We start from the raw sequence: 23,655 nt of genomic DNA, 5'->3' as shown, positions 1-23,655 counted from the left end.
ATTAAAAGCTTGCATTAATACCAAGGTTAAACACCCGTTGTAGCGGATAGCCCAATCCGTTACCACCGAGCTCAGGATCCCACATTTTGAAACTACTGAATTTCAGCAAGTTGGTTGCGCTAGCGTAGACTCTAAACCGCTGAAATTTATAGCGTTTGGCCACTTCCGGTTTTAATTCAAATCCCAGTTCGACCTGTTTGAGACGAAAGACATTACCATTACGCATCCAAAATGTACTTGTCTGCGTGTTATTCGCCATCGGCGTACTACTCAATCGTGGCCATAGGGCATATGGATTTTGGTCACCTTCCGACCAATAGCTGTCTGCCCAGACCTGTAGCACGGCATTCGGCGCCGTTACACTGCCAAATGGAGCAGATCCGGTATAAATCGGATTGATAAACAGGGAGGTCTGCGCCATGCCTGCAAAAAAGAAAGAAAAATCAAGTCGTTTATAGCCAGTACTCAAGCCAAAACCATAATTGATCTCAGGTGTTGTCGGCAAACCAATAGGCACCATGTCATTGGAATTAATGACGCCATCTTTATTGATATCCAAATATTTTATGTCCCCGCCGAGTACCTGCTCAGAAAAAGTTTGTGCAGGACTGTTGCGTACCTCATCATCATCAATAAATAACCTTTCGGCAACATATCCTCTTTGCTGTGTGGCACTTAGACCAATTCTACTTAAGTAAGGGTATTCGTATTGCGGTTCTTCGTAATTGACATATTTACCGGTCGCGTAAGTAAAAGTACCCCGGGCCTGAAACCATAGGTCGGAGTTTACAGATTTTGAATAGTTCATTTCGGCATCAACACCCCGTGAACTATACTTGCCAACATTGGCCAGGATATTCGCCGAATAACCTGCTGTAGATGGAATGGAAGCTCTCGTCTGCACGATATTCGAGCGTTTTTGATTGAAATAGTCAACGGTCAATTTAAATGAGCTTTTAAAAAGTCCCAGCTCAAGACCAAGATTGGACTGTCTGGAAATCTCCCATGTGATGTCGTTGTTCTGGTATTGTCTGATATCGATACCATTGATCGTTCGGCGGGTTTCGCCGGGCATCCCCCATGTATAGGACTGATTCCCCGAATTGAGCTCTACATCCGAAAGATAAAAGAAGCGGGAACTTGTCGCAGAAATCACATCATTCCCCACCAGACCGTGTGTAGCCCTCAATTTAAGGAGTGAAACAACATCCCTATAGGGTTCCATAAAGCTTTCATTCTGTACATTCCAGGCAAGGCCCGCTGATGGGAAAAATCCCCAGCGATGTTTGTCTGCGAAGCGTTCCGAGCCGTTATATCCAAAGTTAAATTCTGCGGAATACCGTTTATCGAACGAATAAGTAAACCGTCCCGAATAGGAAACATTGCGATAAGGCAATGTATTCAGTAAAGACGGGGTACGGGTATCAGGCTCTACACGGTCCTGGATTGCTGTTAAAAACATTCCACTAAGCGCGTGTTTGCCAAATGTACGGTCATAAAGGATCTGGTTTTCCAGGCGAAAGATAGCAGCGTTGGTGCGATCTGCGGGACTATAATCCAGATATTCTGTTCCCTGCTCGGGATTGAGTGGGTTATAATAGGGCGAATTACTCGCATCATACCCCATAAACTCATAATAGAAGGGTTTGTACTGTCTATTTTCGGCGAAATAAGAATTACGCGTCACGTTGAGCATGCCACGATAACGGAGTCCCTCAGTCAGGAAATCCAACTTTTGGTTCAATTCGACAGAAAGCACAATATTGCTGCGTTTGTAGTTTTGATACCCCTTTACCACCTCCGCATAAGAGTTTAAGTAACGTCCATCCTCTGCATTTCCAAACATGGGGTGCCGGATATAGGATTGTTCCACTCCCGGTCTGTATACCGGTTGAAAAAGAACTGGGTTTGAACGCAGGGCATACCTGAATGCATCAGCTCCCCCCACAATCGGACCACTGTAATCCTGAAGATTTGCTAATGCTCTTACCGCAAGTGTGGTTGACTTGGTCACATTGATATTGATGTTGCTCCGAAGGTTATACACCTTGAAATCAACATTGTTATTGAAATTATTCAGGGGATCCACTTTGATCAAGCCAAAGTCCCTGGTCATATTTCCACTGATATTATATTGCGCAATCTGACTTCCTCCTGTAATAGTCAGGTTATAGTTCTGGGTATTGGTTTTTTCTTTGATCAACATACCGAGCCAATCAACAGCCGGATAGGCATAGGGATCATCTCCAATTTCTGTTCGGACAATTTTTTCCGGAGAATATAAGTTGCGACGTTCTGTCAGCGGGTCGCGGGTCATATAAGCCTCGTTCTGCATTTTCATCCAGGTGACCGGATTTGCGATCTTCACTTTTTCCGTGGGTGCCGACAGGCGTTGATCCACACGAAAATTAAGACGTGCAGGGCCCTCTTTCCCCATTTTGGTCGTCACGAGCAATACACCATTCGCTCCCCTTGAACCGTATACTGCCGCTGCTGCGGCATCCTTCAATACCGAAAAACTTTCAATATCATCAACTGGTATCCGGGCCAGATCATTCGCGGTAACCTCCATATTATCAACCAAGATCAGCGGCGAATTATTGACACCGAAGCTTCCAACACCGCGGATAAAGAAGTCAGCATTGTCAAGTCCCGGTTCACCACTGCGTTGGAAGGAAATCATCCCCGCAACCCTCCCCTGTAAGGCCGTGGTAAGATTGCTACTTCCGGTACGCAATTCCTTTGGAGATACCGTAGTAACTGCACCGACCACACTCTCCCGCAAGGTTTTTTGACCAAATGCAGTCACCACAACTTCATCGACATAAGCCGAAGACTGCTCTAGAATAATGTCGATTTTAGTCCGTCCAGCGATTGGAGCCTCTTCCGTACGATAACCCACCATTTTTAATACCAGCACCTCCGTGGCAGGTACCTTGAGAATATAATTACCGTTGAGGTCAGTGGTAGTTCCTACACTAGGCTTGCTTTTGAGGTAGATGGATACACCGGGCAATATGGTACCGAGGGAGTCCTTGACCGTACCTGTGACTTGCACTTCACGCTGGATCGTGCTGCTTACCGTGCCCGGTGAGGGGTTCTTTTTCGTAGGCTTCGGTACGATGACAACCGTCCCTTCGTACATTTGATAATCTAAAGGCTGGTTTTGCAATAATTGTTTTAAAGCAAGTTCCAACGGCACTTTTGTCAAATTGATATTGACACTGGAAGCTTTCCTTAAGGTAGCTTCTTTATAAATAAAGCGAAAACCTGTCTGCGCTTTAATTGCTCCCAAGGCATTTTCCATCGTTGAATTGTTCAATTTAAGGCTAACTTTCTGGGCCAGACCTTTTGAAGCTGCACTCAACGTCCCCATAATTACGAGAAATACAGTAAGTTTCATGGTTAGTAGTGTTTTGAACAGCATATGGCTACGCCATCTGACAAATAGATTTTGCCATATATACTTAAATTCCATACATTTGATTAGATAAGGTTTTACTTGTAATTGTGTTAGTACTATAGTTCGTTTAGAACCTTATATGCTGACTGGGGGTATTCCCGTACCTCCAGTTTTTTTAAGATTCTTGTGTTGTGTTACATATTGATTGCTATATCATTGACCTCCTTTTTATTTTATCACTAATGTTCTATTGTTGATCTGGATATCCAGACCGGTTACCCCCTCCAGTACCGCACATACCGCCTGGATAGATTCGGTTCGTTTGATTCCCCCTTGATATTTTTCATCACTGACCGCATGTTTATATTCGACATCAATATCATACCAGCGTGTAATCTCATTCATGATACTCCTGAGGTCTTTTCCGCCAAAATAAAAATAGCCTTCCTTCCAGGCGAGGGCTTCTTCTGGATCCGCTTTTGCCACAGTGATTTGGCTATTGTTGATCAAGGTCGCGTTCCCTTTGTCTATCAATACAGATTTGTCTGCGACACTTACTTTTATCTTTCCTTCGGTCAGTATTGTCTTGATCTGACCTTGTTTGAGGTGCGTATTGATATTAAAAGCTGTGCCCACGGCCTCAACAGTAGATTCACCCACTTCTACGCGAAATGGTCTCGAAGGATCCTTTGCGACGTCAAAAAAAGCTTCACCCTTAATCGCTACGCGTCGTTCACTGCCCGTAAATACAGAGGGATATTCTATTTCAGAATCAGCGTTTAACCAGACAACTGTTCCATCATTCAACTGAATACGATAGGTTCCGCCAACAGGTACATTGAGTTTATGGATGTGCATCTCGTCTTTGTCTGTCGCTGCATAGTCCAATTGATTATCCGCTATTTTCATCAGATTTCCACCTTCGTGGATTGTCGTACTATCATTCCCGCCCAAGTGTATCGTCTCGCCATTTGACAAGGTCAACACGGCCTGTTGTTTTCCGGGGACTACATTTTTATTTTTTTGAGCAACAATAGGTGCTTTTTCAGCTCCCGAAAAATACGGTACGGCCCAGACTCCAAGGCAGATGGCTGCGACAACAGAGGCTGCCACCAACCATCTTCTTTTCTTTTGTTGTTGACGATAGGATCTCGCCTTGACCAAGGTCGATTCCCATTTACGCTGAATATCGTTGCGCATATACGCATTGAGCAGTTCGCGGATTTCCTCCTGTTTGATCTCCTTATTCTCCAACCAGATCTTTATCCGTGGATATGATTTCTGAAACTGCTGCAACTCCAACAGTTCCTTAGCGCTGATTGTTCCACTGAGGTACCGTTCCATTAATTGAGCTACCCTTAAATAATTTGATTCCATAATTTAAATATATGAGGTCATGTATCCGTTATAGGCGCAGGAAAAAGACGTCATCTATTCACAAGACGCGCGAGCAGGAAGAAAGGATGACAAGAAAATTAAAAAAAATTAAAAAAATAGGATTTTGATGGAACGCAACACCGGAAACAGTACTTTTTTTAGTGCTGCCATTGCCCTGCGTTTTTGGGTCTTGACGGTATTGATCGAAATTCCATAGCTTTCAGCAACCTCCAAATTCGATTTCTCTTCTATGTAAGCCATTTTAAAAATATTCTGACTTGCTTCGGGGAGGTTACGGATTGAAGCATAGAGCTGGTTAATGGCTTCAGCATAAATGATATTTTCTAATAGATCCTCGTCGGATATTTCAGTAGCTGGATTGACCTGACGATAATTGTGGATTACCTTTACTTTTCGGAGATGACTTATCGAAGCATTCTTGACCATCGCATAAATATAGGATTTGGCAGATTGGGTATCTTTTGGGAGGACAGTATCGTTGTCCAGCAATTTAACAAACACATCCTGTACAATATCTTCTCCAGTCTCATTACTCCCCACCAAACGACACGAAAGCTCAACAAGCCCGTAATAATTCTGCTCAAATAGTGCTTTTATCTTATTTTCCATGAGGTTCGACGGCATGAAACTGAACTGGTTAAAATCGATTACTTTCGGTGGTTAATATAGTAATTTAAAACTATATTCATACTATTTTAGCGGAAAAGACCTTACTATCTTTCAATCTGCAAGAATGGCAAAAATGGATCCCGGTATGACAGTGAACAAGGATAAAGCTTACGATCCGATCGGCTCAGTCAATCCGACTGGGAACCCTAATAGTATATAAACGCAAAAAGCCAAAATATTCTTGGCTCAAACACAACTATAGCTGGCATTGGAATCACTACAATAAGGCCGGCGCTGTTTCGTTTTCGATGCTATAAACAAGTTCATATTCACCCTCTTTATAAGGAAAACGATTCATCTCATCAAGCTCCCGGGTCATTTCGATACAATCCAAAAAGTTTTGTTTGCAGCCTTCAATCGTATCCCCATAAGAGGTTAATACAACCGGACAGTTTACTGTTTTGGCCCAAAAGCCTTCATTGTGCTTTTCGATTCTAATTTCAAGTTGGTTCATATCCCTTTTTTATGTTTGGCAACCCCACTGCGGAAAACGCTATTTTTAACTATTTCCCCAGAAAGCAAAGTAGCCTTTCTACTAATTTTGTCGAAAAATAGTAAATAAATTGGTTTATCCCCCTCTTGTTCAAGACCAGATTTCAATCTTTTTAGGACGTCAGACCCTATCCTATTTAAACTTAGCAGGATAAATTTTCAACAATTTGCTGCCTTGATCCTCATCCTTTTGCGAATGAGCAAGCTGACTGCCCATACCGCAAGCAAGATGCCCAAAATTGGACCACTTTTGGTATTCATGTTTGGGAAGAAATTATTAAGAGAATGAAATGCACTGACAGCGATAAGGGAACCCGTGCTGTCGGCGACCTTACCTATCCCCCAGCTTCCCAATACCAAAATCACAAAAAAGGATATTTGTATAGGCGTGAAATCAAAATTCAGATGCCATAAAAACCATAGCACAGACAATAAAAGTATATTATATAATGGTTTCAACGCTTTAAATTCCTGATAGAGAAAACCACGCCAACCTATTTCTTCCAACAAGCCGTAGATCAAAACTGAAGATACTGCTAAATAGGGTATTTTACCAAGTGTAACGTATGACACCATACTAATTAAAGCAATGGGAAATACCCAATAAAGAGTAATTGGGATCAGCATATTTTTATAATTACCCTTGAGCGACAGCACCGGTTTAATATTGAATATTAGAAATACTGCGGTAGCACCAATAGCGGGGCCAACTCCGGTAAGGATAGATTTTAGATATGGGCTTTCGAAACTGCTTAGCAATTCTGTTTTGTTGGTGAAATAGCGGCAGACTATCGCGATAATGTAATAAGTGACAATGGCCCCAAAGTTGATTTTTCTTTTCATAATATGTGTTTCGCATTTTTGCAATGCGCAAAAATAATTGCAATAAAGCCAAAAACACTTGACGAAAGTTAAGAAATCTTCTTTCTTATTCTACTCAGGCTCTCCGGGGCAATACCCAGATAGGATGCGATAATTTTGAGTGGGGTGCGTTGAAAAATCTTCGGTCGTTCGTTTATTAATTTCCGATATCTTTCGGTAGGCGACAGTGTAAGGAGATTTATTTGTTCTGACTGTTTAGCTGTAAACATAATATCCGAAATAGCTTTGCCAATGAGAAGCGAGCGGTCAGATTTGTCGTATAGGCTTTGCAGATTCTTATAACTTACCGACCAAAGCTCCACATCCTCTATGCACTCGGTTTTGATGACCGTAGGTTTTTGAGATAAAAAAGAAAGATAATCGCTAAATACCTGGTTTTCATAATACAAATTGATGCAAATATCTTTGTCCTGATAAGGCACAAAATGACCGACAGAACCCGAAACCAAAATATTGATGAACCTTTCGGTCTTATTGTATTTTTTGATGGTTTCATTTTTTCCAAAGGTCCGGCACTCTACTACTTTAGAAAATTCAATCCAAAATTTGATGTGGACGGGATAATAAGCGTCAAAGATCTGCTTGATATTTTCTGGACTTGGAATTTTCATTTAAATTTAATATAACAATTCTAAAACGATCTAACACTATAATAGTCTATTATTTAACGCAAAGTGCAAAGCTTCATTCATATTACTTACGCCCAATTTTTCAAATAATTTTCGGCGATGAAACTTCACCGTGTCTATTGAAACGAATATTTTCTCAGAAGTCTCGTGAATGGTCAGCCCTCGGTGATAATAGCGTAATATTTCAATTTCACGTTCGCTGAGGTTAACTTTTCTTCGGGCACTCCATCGATCAGTCTGCAGGTCAAGTTCCCAGAGCTGATCAGCATGAAGCTTTTCGATGGTTACATTTCCTGAGGATACGTTTGAAGACAACGATACGATACAAATGGCCTTCCATATCTTTCCGTCTTCAGTCAGAAAACACGGCGTCAACTTATGGTTGATCAAAATGTACTTTTTATTCGCGTCCTGTATTTGAAAATCATAAGATATTACATATAGTTTGCGCTCCTTCAAGGGGATTTTTTGATAAAAATCAAAGCCTGCATTGTTGATCTGGATAAGCATTTGAAAATCTGCCTCGGGAACATATTTTTGGTAAAAGCTATACCCCATTTCTCTAACCTGTTTTGATGTTAACCCGGCTAAAAATAAGGGATTGTCAGAGACAAATTCGAAAGCCTTGCGCTGATAATCGATAATGTATATACTTTGATAAGTAATACGCGCGAAGGCTTTCACAAGTTCGATGTAATTATTAGCCTGCTCGAGATCTGTTGTCGACAGGTTTGTGACCACATTTTGGGATGAAAATAAATCTTTGAAATCCATGTTCAAATTCTATGCTTCGAAATTAAACAAAACTACACTTAGGTGTAGCTTTTATTCGCAAAAACTCTTCTATTTTTGAGCAAATTGGCAATCGATAAGAAGCAAAAAACCACCAATAATGTGGGCAGCGAACGCCATGGATTGACAACCTTGAATTACCTATAGAACTCCTTGAAAATGACAACTTGCAAAAACTGTAAAATTGCGATCAATTCTAATTTCTGTCCCAATTGTGGCCATCCAGCGGTGCTTAAAAGAATCGACGCCCATTATATTGCCCATGAAATAGAACATGTGCTCCACTTTGAGCGTGGTATTTTGTACACGATTCGCGAGCTCATTACCACGCCAGGAAAAAATGTACGGCACTACATCTCCGAAAATCGAAGCCGTCTGGTCAAGCCTATTATTTTTATTATTGTTACTTCACTTATTTATTCAATTTTAAGCCACTTTTTTCATATTGAAGATAAATATATCAGTTATTATGAATCCCAACATTCCACGACGAGTAAGATGTTCCTTTGGATTCAAGGTCACTATGGCTATGCCAACATTATCATCGGGATATTTATTGCCCTGTGGACAAAACTCTTTTTCAAAAAATATGGGTTTAATCTCTTTGAGATCATTATTCTCTTATGTTTCGTTTTAGGAATGAGCATGTTGATCTATGCCCTATTTGCACTGGTTGAAGGTATCGCTCATCAAAGCGTAATGACCTATGCCAGTATCTTGGCGCTGTTGTACGGCGTTTGGTCCGTTGGACAGTTCTTTGATCCTACGAAGCTGTCAAATTATTTAAAAGCATTCTTCGCTTACATGTTGGGCTTTATCACATTTATGCTGTCGGTATTTGCAATTGGTTCGGGTATCGATTTCATTTTTCATTAACCACGATTTATCTCTATCTGGAGCGATATTATCAGATGCATAGCAATTAAAATATTGGGCGGTCACACTAGTCTATATCGAAGGAAAGCTGGGCGCTAACAAAAGTTTAAGTATCTTCATCCACGGAAGAAATAAAAACTAAATTACCTTAGCCCAATGAATCCAGACAGCACACGGAAGAGTCCAACGATTTTAGAACAAATGGTCGATATACCGAGCGGAAGAATTGATTTACGCGATGATCGGACAAAAGAGAAATGGACTGTTGAAATAGCTCCCTTTTTTCTTTTAAAATTTCCGGTAACGCAGGATCTATACTTCAACATAACCAATGAAAACCCGAGCACTTTCAAAGGGGAGTCACTTCCCGTGGAAACAGTTTCATTTAAAGAAGCTGTGATTTTCTGCAATAAACTCTCGATTCAAAACGGCTTAACACCTTGCTATATCATTCAGGATGAAAGCGGAAATATAGGTTTTAAAAAATCAGCGGATGGTTTTCGTTTACCCACCGAGGCCGAATGGGAATATGCTTGTAAAGCCGGGACAACCGGAATTAGGTATGGGGCACTGGATCAGATCGCCTGGTATAAGGACAATTCAGAAAATAGAACGCATGCCGTTGGACAGAAAACACCAAATCCCTGGGGGCTTTATGATATGTTGGGCAACGTTTGGGAATGGTGTTCAGACCTATACGATACAGAAGTATATTGTTCTTACCGTATTTTCCGTGGGGGCGGTTTTTGTGACCTAGAAAGAAGCGTGATGGCAACGACCCGCCGACGGAGCCATCCCTTAAAATTTAAAATTGACGACCTCGGATTTAGAATTGCAAAGAACAAATAAAATAAAAATTAGCCGATATGTTAATCGGTCTGGTGGATTAGCACATCTATATTAACAGTGTATATATGCTGCACAAATCCACCAGCCAATCTACTGGTAGCGATCACCACCCAAATCCATTAAAAATGCAGCCCCATCGACAAGATACACTGCCGCAGGCTACCTGCTGTAATAAAGCCCCTTCCGCCGTAATAATAGTGGGTGTTAAACAGGTTTTCAGCTGTAAAACGACATTGGAGCTGTCGATACGTATAGCCTATATTACCGTTACAAAGTGTATAGGCATTCGTATAAAAACTTCCAGCATTTCTGCTGTTGATTATTAGGTCCTGTCCCACGTAATTGCCCCCGAAACCGATATTCCATTTACTGACCTTATCCACCGAAACTTCATAACTAGCATACCAGGTCGCAGACCATTTCGGAACAGCATTCACAGGCCTCAATCCTTGGACGGCGGCATCGCCAACCGTTATTTTACTGTTGTTATAGGCTGTACCAGCATGTAGAAAAAGATTTTGCAGAGGCTCGGTCTGTACATCAAGCTCCACGCCACGGCTGTACTGCTTCCCCCGCTGTAGGTATTTTGTGGCATCGTTCGGATCCGTAGTCACAGTATTGCTTACACTGATATCATAGTAGCTCAAGGTGAGATCCAGTACGTTATTGGGTACGGCGATTTTAATCCCCGATTCCCACTGGCTTCCATATTGGGGTTTAAAATTATATAAGATACCATTGCTGCTCATTGGTGCTATATTTTGGAATCCCCGCATATAATTCCCGAAAAATGTAACGGTCTTTGGAATAAGCTGATAGGTCAGTCCAATCTTAGGAGTAATGGAAGATTGCTTATAGTCAGCCGTTGTGATGGCCGTCAGCACATCCCGTGTTCCAAAGTTGATCAGCCTATCGTAACGCGCACTCAGCATGATTGTCAACGCATCGTTGGGCTTGATGACGTCCGAAACATAAGCCGAGTACGCATTTTGTGGAGCGACCGAGTTGCTGGGTTGTTTGGATAGCACGATATTCCGGACAAGGTCTGCATTAAATAAATTTGCTGCAGCCGAGTGCCCCGCAATTGATACCGTGTCTACATAGCCCGCACTCCTATAATTTGCAGCATAACTATAGCGGTGATAGTCAAGGCCGACAAGTAATTTATTGTCCCAGTTACCTACCTTAAAATTTCCGATAAAGTTTTGTTGTACCTGATTATTGCTCATGTCTTCTGCTTCATAGCGTAGTACCTTCCGAGCCACAGCAGCATTATTGTTGACCAACAAGTTTGTTTGGTAATCGCCATTTGAGGTACTATATGTACTTGCAAAGTTCGTTTCAGACTGCCAGTTCGACGAAATCGCATAACTTATCTTTCCGTAAAAATTCAGTGAGGAGGTCTTCCACAACAGGCTGTTGTCCGTGTACGATTTTCGGTAGTCGAGCTCAAGCCCTCTTGAATACTGTACATTATCCGGTCCGGCAGCCGTTTTTGGATTAGCAGGTGTGAATAAGGGGCTATTTGTAGTGTTCCGGTTTAAGAATTCAGCCTCCATTCTAATTTTTAAATCCGGAGTAAGCTGGTAGCTGAAACTTGGTGCCAGGAAAAGGTTTTTATTTAAACCCTGATCCTGAAAACTCCTTCTCGACGTATACGTACCAAACATCCGGAACAGTGCTTTATGACCGGAATCTAGCGGCGTGTTTACTTCGATACTGGTTCGATGGAGCGCATTGTTACCCGCAGCCAGAGAAAAATTTGTAAAGGCACTATCGAGGGGAATAGCAGTGAGCACATTGATCAGTCCACCAAAAGCCATGTTGGTGCCGCCAAACAAGGTGCCGCTCGGACCTTTGATAACATCCAGCTGCTGGATGTTGCTATTTTCGTCGCTGTATTGCAGATAAGCATTCAGCCCATTTCTAAAATTACTTCGCGTCCGGAATCCGCGGATCGTAAAGTAAGGGGCCACCCCGGCCCAACTGGGTGTTACACCTGTGGCATTCGACAGCATCGACGTTTGTGTAAAGTAATTCCTATTTTTGGTCAGGTTGGTACCCACGCTGGCCGTTACCTGTGGGTTTTCGTAATCACGAATATTTATTCGCGCAGACTGGAAACTCGATTTGTCTTTCGCCCTGAAATGTGATCTTATAAAAACGGAGTCGAGCTGTTTTGGCAATAGTGTATCCCTGGATTGGGCCTGTACAGTGCTTGTAAAAATTGTAAATATCAGTGTAAAAATTAAAAAAGGTCTTAAATAGCGGGTGTTCAATAGCATTAGAAACTAAATTTGATCAACAATGAATGAGTCTTACTCGTCCCCGACAAGGTCCTGTACAGCAAATTCCAGCCATTGCTTGGTTGCTCTGCAAGAGATTATCATTTCTATCTTGAAAAATGGGGACTATCCAGCTGAAAAGGTGTAAAACAACTGTTATCGCTATGCAATTTTGTTTTACCCATAAATCGCTGGAGCGATACTTAAAGTATAAGAATTTATGCTATTGCTGAGCTGGGTGGCCTGAGCAGTTTGTTAAAGACATCAAATTTGCGGAATGCGACATTGCGTAGCGTATGATGATCTTTACGGAGTGCCGGGACATACGCTTTGTTTACGATCAAAGGAAAATAATGTCGGCAGAACATGATCGGCGTCTTGGAAAAGTTTTCATGAAAGTCTTTTTCCCGTTGTGCTTCCTTTTTGAGCATACGCATCAAAAAACATTTCCCGTCACAGTGTAACGACTGGTTATTTTTATTGATACAATATCTATTGGCGATATCAGTCTGGTTTGCATAAAAACTCACCACAATAAATACTTTGCTAAAGCTTAGCAGAAGAATGCAAAGCAATAGCAAACTTATGGTGCCTAATTTAAAAACGCGCGCGATCATGATTTACTGCCGCTAAGATAAATGTTTTTTAAACATTTTTTTATGGATTACCGTTTCAATAGCAAAATAATGCATAATGATCGTCAATCGACTAAAACTAAACGATTATCATCCAATCAAAGCTTTTAGGTTTTAACAAAAACTACGCGTATACCTGGGAGGCCCTACCCACACTAACGTCATTGTTTCTCGCAATGCGACGAGGTCAGTATGGCTAGGGATAACCGAAAGTTCTATTTCATCGGTGATAGCAAATGTATTTTAAACAACAACTTCTTAAGCGCTTTCAGTCGCTGATAAAAACGATGCGTTAAACCCTCTGATCGCGATAAGATTAAGAATAGCGGCTTCATCGCGTCTTTTGGATCTAAACGTGATCGTACATAGTTTATCCTGCAAATCTGCTGAAATGTATTTTAAATCAGCAATATGCCGACTCAGATAGTTTATGATCTCAGTACGTTTGGTCAGCACCTGGGCCGAAACAGAAAAGGTAAGTAGGTAATATTTCATATTCCACGGAATTTTTGATCCATTGCAAAATCCATAGTTGCACGCTGGTTTTTCCGATCACCCTAGCCGAACTATTTATTTGCAGCAGTAAATATAAAAACTTTTGACCAATAAACAAAAATAGTCAGGAGTAAAAAGATAAATTAATTCTACGTCGCTGATGTAAATGATAGGCAACATGCTCTAAAAAATAGCATGCAATTTCCGCCGACCAATCCTAACAGGGTTTAAAGTCTTTCCCCACATCCATGGATGTCGCAGCAAAAAGGGCTAAAGTAAATATTAATAATTTATTAATATTCGTAACACGCTCAGGTATAATTGCCTACTTACATTTGGTTTTTGCATAACTACCATGGCTAATTGTGAATTTATAACACTTACAGATCAGGAACTGGTGGGCCTGGTCCAACTCGAGGACAATAAAGCAGCCTTTTCCGAACTCTATAACCGCTATTGGGAGCCATTGATCAATCTTGCAGGTAAGAGGACACGCTCACTATCTATGGCCGAAGAAATCGTTCAAGACGTCTTTGTAGATTTTTACTTGCGAAGAAAAGAAATTCAGGTTAAACATTCCCTTGCGGCCTATTTAAAAACGGCCATAAAATTTCAGGTATTTAAAACCTATCGGGCGCAAAAAATCCAGGATAAATATATCGAAACCGTATCCTACAGCGGGTATACCACTCCTATTCAGCCCGATAATATACTCGAGGCCAAGCAAATCCATGCAGAGATTTTTCAGATCACCGAAAAAATGCCGGCCACCTGCAAAGAGGTCTTTCTATTGAGCCGTTTCGAAAAACGCTCCAATCAGGATATTGCCGACCAATTGAACATTTCTGTAGCGATGGTCCGCAAGCACATTACCAAATCCATGAATATCATGCGCTCGGAAATCAAAGAGCATCAAATGGATATTTTCTATCTGGTGCTGCTGCTATATATGCATAAAAATTAAGCAAAATTATTTTTTTTGAAATTCCTGTTCCCGCTTTCCAATACTTAGGGTACTAGTTAGTATAAAGCAAAGGAAATGGACGATCAAAATCAACAGATACTAGATATACTCGCTAAATACGAAGCAGGAACAATAACCGAAGATGAGCTTCAGCTGCTTGAAGATTGGTACGCTTCATTTGAAGCCAATCCGGATCTCATCGAACATTTAAGTTCCGAAGAACGCGCGGTCAGAAAAATACAACTGCAGGAGAAGATCTTCGATCAGATTGATCGGGAGACAACCTCAACGGCAGAAATGCCCAAAAAGCGATTTTTTCTAAATCCGGGCAATAGGCTATGGCAAGCAGCTGCCTCCTTAGCTCTCCTTTGTGCGGTTTCATTATACATCTTCAAGAAGCAGTCCGACAAGCTGCCCGTCAGCGCAAAAGAGCAAAGCAATACGATTAGCCCCGGAACGGATCAAGCTACCTTAACGCTCGGCAATGGCGAAAAGATTCTACTGGATAACTCCAAAAACGGAGAGCTCACTGCCGAAGGAAACATTCATATCAACAAGCTAAAACCGGGCAATCTGGTTTATACGGCGGGTAAGAAGGTCAGCAAGGTATATTCCAATACACTTTCTACCCCGCGTGGCGGCAGGTACCAGTTAACCTTAGCTGACGGCACCCAGGTCTGGTTGAATGCCCAATCTTCGATCACCTACCCTTCAGCCTTCCGTGGCTCTTCACGGGAAGTGACCATCACCGGCGAAGTATACTTTGAGGTAGCACACAACGCTGCCATGCCTTTCCGGGTGAAGTCCGAAAATCAACGGATCGAAGTGTTGGGCACACACTTTAATGTCAATACTTACAACGCTAAATCCATCGCCAAAACAACCCTTATAAGCGGTTCTATCGCCCTGACCAATATACATCAACGCATCATCCTCAAGCCCGGTGAACAGGGTATTGTAGCCGGCCGGTCCATGTCCGTAAAAAATGTGGATCCGGCTGAAGTAATCGCTTGGAAAGAGGGGTATTTTGATTTTACGGATGCGGATATTGGTAGCGTTATCGACGAACTGGGCCGTTGGTATAATGTTGACATCCACTATAAGGGCACCGCAACACAAGAAACCTTTACAGGGAGAATACCACGCTCCTGGCCTTTTGAAAAAGTATTGAATCTATTAAAAACGTTTAAAAGCATTCAGGTAGAAATGCAAGGAAGGAGGCTTATTGTAGAAACAAAATAATACACAACCTGATGCCCTATTCCAAAAAAAAGCCAATAGTGGTCGTAACACTACTGGCCGATAGCCGGAATAGGCAAATGAATTTCTCGATCCGATTTAACACATATTTCAGCTTAACAAATGTATAAAAAAAATACAAAAATAGTATTGAAAATGAAGCTCACCACCTTCATGACAGCTTTTGGCATGCTACAGATCAGCCTAGGGGCGGTAGGACAAAACATCAGTCTCTCCGAAAAGAACAGCTCCCTGGCCAAAGTATTCAAAAAAATAAGTACGCAGACAGGCTATGGATTTTTAGTCGAGGGCAGCCTGCTTAAAATGTCCAGACCGGTCACGATAGAAACCAGAAACACCGATATCAATACGGTATTGGCGGCCATCTTCAAAAACCAGCCCCTGACCTTTGTGCTACGGGACCAATCCGTGCTTGTTTCGGCAAAAAAGACAGCCCCCAGCCCCCTTTCACTATCCTGGGACGCAACGAACATGGCGGCGCAACAACGGGGAACGGTCACTGGAAGAATTACAAACGAAAATGGTGAAGCGCTCGCAGATGCCAGTATCAGCGTGCTCCAGACGGGCCAGTCCTTAAAAAGTAAAGCCGATGGAAGCTATACGTTGAACATCCCCGCCGGAACTTATACCATTGAGGTCAGTTACATTTCCCATCAGACAAAAAGGATCACTGACATCGTTGTCCATGCCGGGAAGCAGACCAGCCTCAGCATCGTTTTAAAAGATGCCGTAAAAAGTCTGGAGCAGGTGGTCGTCACCGGAAGTTATAAACAGGAAAGTATTGCTTCGCTCTATGCCAAACAAAAGAATGAAGCGACGATCTCCAACGGCATCAGCCGCGAGCAAATCGCCGTTCTACCGGACAAAAATGTAGGCGAAACCCTCAAGCGCATCGCGGGTGTCAGCACCAATGACAACCGCCGGGTCGTGATCCGCGGTATTGCCGAACGCTACAACCTTGCCATGATGGATGGTGCTACCCTCCCCAGTACCGACGTGCAGGTCCGGGACTTCGAATTTGATATCGTACCGAGCAACCTGATCGACAATGTCATTATCCACAAGACCGCATCGCCAGACCTGAGCTTTGGCTTTGGCGGTGGACTGGTCAAGATCAACACCCTGGCCATTCCATTGAAAAACTTTACTTCCTTTTCGGTGGGCAGCAAGTATATCAATGGATCAACGGGAAAAGATTTCCTGGGCTATGGCCGTGGCAGCTGGGACTACCTGGCCTTCGACGATGGCACACGGGGCAAGTTCCCGCGGGATCTGACCGTATTCAACGGCATCAATTATGATCCTGCCAACCCTTATAAACCTGTACCCGAAGGTGTGACGCCTTTTACCCCCGAAATGATCGCGGCACAGAACAAACGCATTGGTGGGTTGGAACGTCTTGGTACACGAAAATATACCGCACTACCCGGACAAAACTATCAGTTCAGCCTGGGACGGAGCTACAATACCATGAAAGGCATCTTTGGTTTTGTAGGCTCGCTCAGTTATCGAAATGAACAGTCAATTGATCACATCTCCAATTTTGAGCGGGGCAACTGGCAAAAAACAGACGGGGCCACCTACGACATCAGCACTGGAAAAGAAATCAACCCGACCATCTCCACACAGTATAATTTTAATTCGAGCTTAAGCGGATTGGTCAATTTGGGCTGGAACAGCAAAAATCATAAAATAACCTCCCGCAACTTTTATTCCCGCATGTTCAACAATCAGTTTTCCGTAATCGAAGGTTGGGGAAACGATATTGGGTATGGCTCGAGACCGGCTATCCGGGAGTACGACCGCCCCAAATTTATCGATATGCTCCAGAACAGGCTGGATGGGGAACATCGTTTCGGCCATTTTAAAGTGGAATGGAATATTGCCCGCAACCGGCTGAACAACCTGGAGAAAGATGCGACCGAGGCCTGGCTCGAACCCAGAGGCACCCTGAATGACACCCTGTACAATGTCGTCCCTTCGCATTATGCCAATGCCGGTGACGGGACATTTACACGCTCCGAATACCATTACACGGAGACCAACAGCATTGCTGAGGCTGCATTGAGCTATCAGACGAACTGGCTGGGGCAAAAGCAGGCCCTGAAAGGCGGCTATCAGTTTATGGATCGGCATGGATTGTTCGAATGGGTCTCCCTGCCCATCGTTTCGGTCGGTGCAAATACCTTTTCCCCCGTCAATACCTGGTCGAAGTACCTTGAATTTAAAGATCCCTTACATGGGATGTTCTATTATCCTGCCGCCTTCTCCATCAGTGCCTATGAAGGGAAAAATATCAACCAGGCAGTCTATACCATGCTAGACAACCGCTTCAACTCCTGGATCAGATTGGTCTGGGGATTGCGTGCCGAATACTTCAAGTATAAAAGCCTGCAAAACGGCGACAACGACCTACAGATGGATGCACGCACCATTGCTATGCGCAAGCAGCGCTTTGTCGATCCCAAAACCGGCAAACTGGTGGGTATGACGGCAGATCCCGAGACCGAAGAGAAAACCTGGCGCTACCTGCCCTCGGCGAGCCTGACATTGACACCCGTACAGGATTTCAATATCCGCATGGCCTATTCGCAGTCGGTAGTCCGCCCCGCATTGATCGAAAACTCCAGGATGGTACGCCAGGATCCCGCACTGGGCGGAGCTTACCGCAGGAATGAAGGTGTACTGTCTACCGTCATAGACCATTATGACATGCGTTTGGAATGGTATCCTTCCCTCGCGGAAGTCATCTCCATCGGATTTTTCTATAAATATTTTCAGAACCCGATCGAATTGTACCGGCAGATGATGGACTCCTCCCACCGTATCTATGTCACGACGAACAACTCCGAATGGGCCAAAGTAAAAGGACTGGAGTTTGATATCCGTAAAAACCTAGGATTTATACTTCCGGGCTCCCTGCTGGAGGATTTCAATTTCAGCGGAAACATCACGCTTCAAAGCTCCGAAGTACAATCGGCCGAATTCAGGGCCAAGGGCATCGACACGGATAAGTATGGAAATACCTTTGAATATCGGGAAAAACAGTTTCTGAAAAGCAAGCGCCCGCTCTATGGACAGATACCCGTCGTATACAATGCGGCCTTGCAGTATGCCGGAGACCGCTTAGGTGCCAACGTAGCCTTCAACCATATGGGCTACAAAACCTTTATGACGGCCATGAGCGAAGACCTTATCGAATACGAGCGTCCCCGGAATCAGCTGGACGCACAGCTGAGCTACAAATTATTGAAAAATAAAAATCTGGACCTCAAACTGAACCTGAGCAATCTGCTGAATAGCCCCTTCCGTTTTTATGTGAACAGGCCTGAAACCTACAAGATACAGGACCGATGGAAAGGCCTGTCAAACTCCGAATGGCCGACCCAGGAGTGGGATGAGATCTACGAGTGGAAATTCGGGTTTTCACAAAAATATGAGGAAGGTTACTACGAAACCTCAGCAGACGGAACCAAAAAGATGCGCATAGGCGACAAAGAAACTTTTAACCGCAAAGTAGGCAGTTCCTTTAGCCTATCCATTGGATATACATTTTAAATCAGCCAATATGAAAACGAAAATAATCCTATCAGCCACAGCGATCAGCCTTTTTCTGCTCTTCACCTTCCTGTCGTGCAATAAAGGCGGAGACGAGCTTTTGTATCATTCCAATATACATCTGATCAATTTAAGCGGTTATAATAACAGCAATGAGGAACTTATTCTCCAATTGGACACCTTTTCCCCCACCGTGACGCCAGCGTTCAGCAAAATTGCTTTTGGAGCCACCTACAATTTCAATGACCCGGGCAAACAGCACTTAAAATTTACCATGAAGTCCAAAGCGACCGATAAAATCCTGCTGGAACGGGAAATCAGGGCCAACGAAACGACAGTCGAGACAAACCTCAATGTAATCTATATGAACGGAAAGGTAGGCGATTTCCCCGCGATTCCTGAACTCGTGGAGGGCAAGGTCCAACTGATCTATATGTTCCAGTCCAATATTTTAAATTACCGTGAACCGGTGGATATTGTATTCAAGAAATACTACTTTCTTCCCAAAGTGTTTGAAGAGGTCATCCGCATCAAAAATTTAAAACCCAATGAGTTCTCACAGCCCATATCTTTTACCCCCTTTCCCTTGGGCGTACAGGATTATAATGGGCAGAAAACACCGGTGCTGTTTCGGGCCCATATTTATAAAGCCGGTACAGACATTCCCTATACAGCTGGAACGTCCTATGAATTCAACCCGCTTACCTCGGTTGCTCCGGTACCCTCACCCACAAAGGCCGCTTCCAAGTTGTTTATCATCAACGAAGCTCCGGTGAATAATATCATACAGTTTAATAAGGTTTTAGAATTATAATTTATGAAAAATCTATTGACAAAGACATTTTTCCTATCCATTGCGCTGCTGCTGCTTGGAAGCCCCTTATTTTTCAGCGCCTGCAACAAAGAGACCCCTGAGGTCGAACGTGCGATGCATATTCTGATCAATGGCTACAATGGCGGTGATCATCCTTTGGTCGTGGCGATTGATACCACCGTATTTGATCATAAAGAGGGAGCATTTATTATCAAGCCCCAGAGCAACATCCATTTTACAACGGCCTTTAGCTACAAGGTACCCAAAAAACGGCTGGTTACTTTGACCGATACAGTGACCAAGAAAGTAGTTTATAGCGCTGAATTGCCTGAAAACACCATCAAAGTAAATTTCAACTACCTCTATTTTGACGGAAAGGTACAGGAGCTAACCCCGCCCGCTGCTGACCCCAATGTCAATAAATTGGGCTTTTACATTTATGATAAAAGCATAGATTTCCCGATTGATATTTCTTTACAAAAAGTCAATGCAACTTCGGGCGATGTACGTAAAGAGTACATCGCAAAAAATGTGCTTCCCGGAAGATGGTTCTATGTCGATTATCTGCCGCCCAAGGACTTTGACAAAAACGTCGATCTAATGAGTGCTACAGTCCATTTCACAAAGGCCAATACAGATGAATGGGCTTTTGAAGGCGACGAGACAAAAAGTAAATTACCTGCAGGTGGATTCTTTTTCCCAAAATTGAACGATAAGGGAAAGGTTCAGCCTTATTTTATTGCACCCAAAGTACCGAATCAAACCTTCAGCCGGCTTTTCTTCTATTTGGATTAACGGGATTCACAATTAATTATTGGCAGGAATGCGCGCCTGTCTGGGCGCGCATTCCTGCCAATACTTTTTCAGCTTAAAAACGAAAATACGGCAACTCTTTGGAAACTCAGGGCACAGCAATGGCACGGTAGCCGCATCACTTCCTTGAGGAGTACCTTAAAAAACGATATATTCCAGGCTGCAGTTTGCCTGCCTCTCTTTACCAGTGGGCCTTGATCAGGCTGATAGGAGCCCTAAATGAAGTCTTCATCCAGGTGAAGAGCGCTGTGATCGGGCTTTGTTAAATTTACGCAGCTAATTGATTTATTTACTGATTATGCGCCCTATTTTTTGCCCTCCGACAGGTCTAAGTTTTCACAAATACCGTTGATACCCTGTTTGTCCTCACCGATTAAAAGCGTAACTTAACGCCCTGTTCGAATACCAATTTAAAAAAGTCATGTGACTACCTCTGCTCACTAATTGGTAAAAAAATAGGTGTATAAAAAATGATCATAAAAATCTATCGGCCCCAGAGCCTCCTGTTGAAGCGTTATATTGAGTGTTTCTATATCCTGGAAAAATCCGCAAACGAGAGGCCCGTCACTTATTTTACCTTCCCCGGTATTTATAGCATTGTTACCATCAGTGCGCAGACCAGCACTTTTGTCACGCAAGACAAAATAATCACAAAACATTGTCCCACGGCGTCCATAGAAACCAACCTTGTATGCGATTTTAACGAGCCGGTGCTGATTAGCTACGACGGGAAAATAAATGAAATCACAACATACTTCAAGCCCCTCGGCTTAAATGCTTTTATACCACATGACCTGCGACATTACAGCAGCGGAACATTTCCCGATTTCAATCCCCACGACGATTATAAAGAGGCTATGGCGGCCATTCTTTCCATCAGGGATCATCAGGAGCGTATCAAGGCCCTGGAAGCCTATTGGATCTCAAAACTACGCCCTTTTGCCGATCCTTTGCTGGATCATGTGCTCCGCGAAATGCTCGATGCTGGCAACCTCAATCAATCCATGACCAAATTATCGCATCAAATCGGGCGGTCACGGACAACGATAAATAAGCATTTTGATCAGCATATCTGTAAAAGTCCTTCCCAATTCAAAAAAATAGTCCGGTTCCGGGCGGCCATCCAAAGCCATCTTGACGATAAAAACAACATCGGCCAGTCCTATCATGTCGACTATTTTGACCAGTCACACATGATCCGGGATTTCAAAAAATTAACAGGCTTTACACCAAAAGTTTTCTTTTCCAGAATAGCGGCCCTTGAGCGGAAGGAGATCAAGTGGATTTTTATTTAACGGGTTTACAAAAATACAATGACCGCATTTTTTTTTATGGTAACATTGCTGCATCATTCATTTATGCAACAATATGATGAAGCTTATTCTATTGATCTTCCTGTGTCCGGTTCTGGTTTTCGGCCAGCAGAGCACAGCGGCAAAACTGGCCAATTACATGCAGGCGCAGTCCACTATCAATCACTTTAGTGGAACCGTCTTTGTCTCAAAAGACGGTATCCCTTTACTCAAAAAAGCCTATGGAATGGCAGATTACGAATGGAATATCAGCAATACCGTAGACAGCAAATTTCAGCTGGCCTCAGTGACCAAACAATTTACCGCCACAGCGATCCTACAACTGGTCGATCGGTGCCAATTATCCCTCGATGATAAACTCAGTAAATTTTTCCCTGATTATCCCAAATCCGACAGTGTCAGTATCCATATGCTCCTATCGCATAGTTCGGGAATGGCCATGGGTTTCAAAGAAATCGTTTTGTCCACTATCAGCAGTGATTCCGCCTATGCGGCCATCAAACAGATTCCCTATGCATTTTCACCCGGCACAAATACTGCCTACAGTAACATCGGTTATTATTTGTTGGCCCGGATCATTGAAAAAGTTTCAGGCGACAGCTATGCTGCTTTTCTAAAGAAAAATATATTTGAAAAAGTCGGGATGAAGCATACGGGCGTCAGCAGCAATGATGCGATCGTGTCCAAAAAGGCCAAGGTCTATCGCCGTGCCCCAGATAGCTTTATCCATAATCCCTATATCAACTGGAACATCAATCTGGGCCATGATGGCGTTTATTCGACTGTCGAAGATCTGGCATTGTGGGACAAAGCGCTTTATGGCACCACGATCCTGTCCGCTGAAATGAAGAAAAAAATGTTTACGCCCCATAACGCCGAAAACTGGGGCTACGGATTTATCATCAACCCCTTTTATAACCATGGGCATCAATTGATTGCGCACGACGGTGGCTTTTTCGGCACCATGAGTTCCTTTAATCGCTTTACGGATGACAAACTTTTTATCACCGTCCTTTCCAATAATGAATCGCAGTCTCATATCATCGCTTATGGGCTTTCGGCCATTGCATTTGGAAAAGAGGTAGAACTTCCCTACCGGCATCATCGCGTACGGTCAGATACCGCGTTATACAAAAACTATGTGGGCCAATACGATGCGATTCAGATCCTAGAGGTGGATGGCAAACTGTATTATAATGATTTGGAAAGGGAACTTATCCCCGAGTCCGGTACAAAATTTTTCAGATCAGACGATAACGACAGAACAGTTGAATTTGTGCGGGACAGAACAGGTGTCTACAATGCGATTATTTTAACAAAAGGCGGCGTGAAAGAAATTTTCAAAAGAAACAGGTCACAGGACAATAAAAAACGTCCCGCCAGATAATGCATAGCCCCAGAAAGTTAGCCACTTTCCGGGGGGCAGTCCATAGCGGGACATTTTCAGGAGAACTCCTTTGCTTTTTCAGGTTCCGGTGGTGGTGGGCAGTAAGCTACCCGCTTCGAAGACCAAAAGCGGCATAAAGAC

19 protein-coding genes are annotated in these 23,655 nt (G+C 43.2%); 9 read left to right on the top strand and 10 right to left on the bottom strand.

Translation table 11 applies throughout. The features are described from left to right. Position 1 precedes the first annotated feature (1 nt). The 7 genes from DCO56_RS09925 to DCO56_RS09895 form a co-directional block, all read right to left on the bottom strand. Positions 2 to 3,403: a TonB-dependent receptor gene (locus DCO56_RS09925; protein WP_181390510.1), complete on the bottom strand. Its 3,402-nt coding sequence runs from the start codon at positions 3,401 to 3,403 to the stop codon at positions 2 to 4. A gap of 228 nt (positions 3,404 to 3,631) precedes the next feature. Next, a complete protein-coding gene (locus tag DCO56_RS09920) occupies positions 3,632 to 4,780 on the bottom strand; it encodes a FecR family protein (protein ID WP_108633573.1) in 1,149 nt (382 codons plus the stop codon). A gap of 108 nt (positions 4,781 to 4,888) precedes the next feature. Then, entirely contained in the window at positions 4,889 to 5,410 is a 522-nt protein-coding gene (locus tag DCO56_RS09915; protein WP_181390509.1) for a sigma-70 family RNA polymerase sigma factor, read from the bottom strand. Between the two features lie 277 nt (positions 5,411 to 5,687). After that, the gene (locus DCO56_RS09910) at positions 5,688 to 5,924 is read right to left on the bottom strand and encodes a hypothetical protein (protein ID WP_108633571.1); all 237 of its coding nucleotides are present in this window, start codon (positions 5,922 to 5,924) and stop codon (positions 5,688 to 5,690) included. 197 nt (positions 5,925 to 6,121) lie between these two features. Beyond that, positions 6,122 to 6,805, bottom strand: coding sequence for a CPBP family intramembrane glutamic endopeptidase (locus DCO56_RS09905; protein ID WP_108633570.1), 684 nt, complete (start codon positions 6,803 to 6,805; stop codon positions 6,122 to 6,124). A 68-nt stretch (positions 6,806 to 6,873) separates the two neighbouring features. Beyond that, on the bottom strand, positions 6,874 to 7,455 hold the full coding sequence (locus DCO56_RS09900; RefSeq protein ID WP_108633569.1) for a Crp/Fnr family transcriptional regulator: 582 nt from the start codon (positions 7,453 to 7,455) through the stop codon (positions 6,874 to 6,876). 36 nt (positions 7,456 to 7,491) lie between these two features. Continuing rightward, a complete protein-coding gene (locus DCO56_RS09895) occupies positions 7,492 to 8,247 on the bottom strand; it encodes a response regulator transcription factor (RefSeq protein ID WP_108633568.1) in 756 nt (251 codons plus the stop codon). A 177-nt stretch (positions 8,248 to 8,424) separates the two neighbouring features. Here DCO56_RS09895 and DCO56_RS09890 point away from each other — a divergent pair, with 177 nt between their 5' ends. Both DCO56_RS09890 and DCO56_RS09885 read left to right on the top strand, forming a co-directional pair. Further along, positions 8,425 to 9,141, top strand: a complete 717-nt coding sequence (locus tag DCO56_RS09890) for a DUF3667 domain-containing protein (RefSeq protein WP_108633567.1) — start codon at positions 8,425 to 8,427, stop codon at positions 9,139 to 9,141. 156 nt (positions 9,142 to 9,297) lie between these two features. Further along, positions 9,298 to 9,990: a formylglycine-generating enzyme family protein gene (locus DCO56_RS09885; protein ID WP_108633566.1), complete on the top strand. Its 693-nt coding sequence runs from the start codon at positions 9,298 to 9,300 to the stop codon at positions 9,988 to 9,990. Positions 9,991 to 10,109: 119 nt separating this feature from the next. Here DCO56_RS09885 and DCO56_RS09880 read toward each other — a convergent pair whose 3' ends face one another. The 3 genes from DCO56_RS09880 to DCO56_RS09870 form a co-directional block, all read right to left on the bottom strand. Continuing rightward, entirely contained in the window at positions 10,110 to 12,275 is a 2,166-nt protein-coding gene (locus DCO56_RS09880; protein WP_108633565.1) for a TonB-dependent siderophore receptor, read from the bottom strand. 218 nt (positions 12,276 to 12,493) lie between these two features. Then, positions 12,494 to 12,805, bottom strand: coding sequence for a hypothetical protein (locus DCO56_RS09875; protein WP_146191014.1), 312 nt, complete (start codon positions 12,803 to 12,805; stop codon positions 12,494 to 12,496). 363 nt (positions 12,806 to 13,168) lie between these two features. Further along, the gene (locus tag DCO56_RS09870) at positions 13,169 to 13,405 is read right to left on the bottom strand and encodes a hypothetical protein (protein WP_108633563.1); all 237 of its coding nucleotides are present in this window, start codon (positions 13,403 to 13,405) and stop codon (positions 13,169 to 13,171) included. A 355-nt stretch (positions 13,406 to 13,760) separates the two neighbouring features. Here DCO56_RS09870 and DCO56_RS09865 point away from each other — a divergent pair, with 355 nt between their 5' ends. The 7 genes from DCO56_RS09865 (at position 13,761) to DCO56_RS09835 (ending at position 23,514) form a co-directional block, all read left to right on the top strand. Beyond that, a complete protein-coding gene (locus DCO56_RS09865; RefSeq protein WP_108633562.1) occupies positions 13,761 to 14,369 on the top strand; it encodes an RNA polymerase sigma factor in 609 nt (202 codons plus the stop codon). A 75-nt stretch (positions 14,370 to 14,444) separates the two neighbouring features. Continuing rightward, positions 14,445 to 15,611 carry a FecR family protein gene (locus tag DCO56_RS09860; protein WP_108633561.1) on the top strand — a complete coding sequence of 389 codons (1,167 nt, stop codon included), beginning with the start codon at positions 14,445 to 14,447 and terminating at the stop codon, positions 15,609 to 15,611. A 153-nt stretch (positions 15,612 to 15,764) separates the two neighbouring features. Further along, on the top strand, positions 15,765 to 19,187 hold the full coding sequence (locus DCO56_RS09855; RefSeq protein ID WP_108633739.1) for a TonB-dependent receptor: 3,423 nt from the start codon (positions 15,765 to 15,767) through the stop codon (positions 19,185 to 19,187). A 10-nt stretch (positions 19,188 to 19,197) separates the two neighbouring features. Then, positions 19,198 to 20,001 (top strand): hypothetical protein, encoded by an 804-nt coding sequence (locus DCO56_RS09850; RefSeq protein ID WP_146191013.1) that lies wholly within the window; start codon positions 19,198 to 19,200, stop codon positions 19,999 to 20,001. Positions 20,002 to 20,004: 3 nt separating this feature from the next. Beyond that, positions 20,005 to 20,796 carry a hypothetical protein gene (locus DCO56_RS09845; RefSeq protein ID WP_108633559.1) on the top strand — a complete coding sequence of 264 codons (792 nt, stop codon included), beginning with the start codon at positions 20,005 to 20,007 and terminating at the stop codon, positions 20,794 to 20,796. Between the two features lie 488 nt (positions 20,797 to 21,284). Next, a complete protein-coding gene (locus tag DCO56_RS09840; RefSeq protein ID WP_108633558.1) occupies positions 21,285 to 22,109 on the top strand; it encodes a helix-turn-helix domain-containing protein in 825 nt (274 codons plus the stop codon). Between the two features lie 73 nt (positions 22,110 to 22,182). Further along, positions 22,183 to 23,514, top strand: a complete 1,332-nt coding sequence (locus DCO56_RS09835) for a serine hydrolase domain-containing protein (RefSeq protein WP_219929353.1) — start codon at positions 22,183 to 22,185, stop codon at positions 23,512 to 23,514. Positions 23,515 to 23,655: the final 141 nt, after the last annotated feature.

Source organism: Sphingobacterium athyrii, assembly GCF_003071065.1.
Classification (GTDB): domain Bacteria; phylum Bacteroidota; class Bacteroidia; order Sphingobacteriales; family Sphingobacteriaceae; genus Sphingobacterium; species Sphingobacterium athyrii.
Note: the sequence above shows the minus strand (reverse complement) of the source record. Positions and strands in the feature narration are given on the sequence as shown.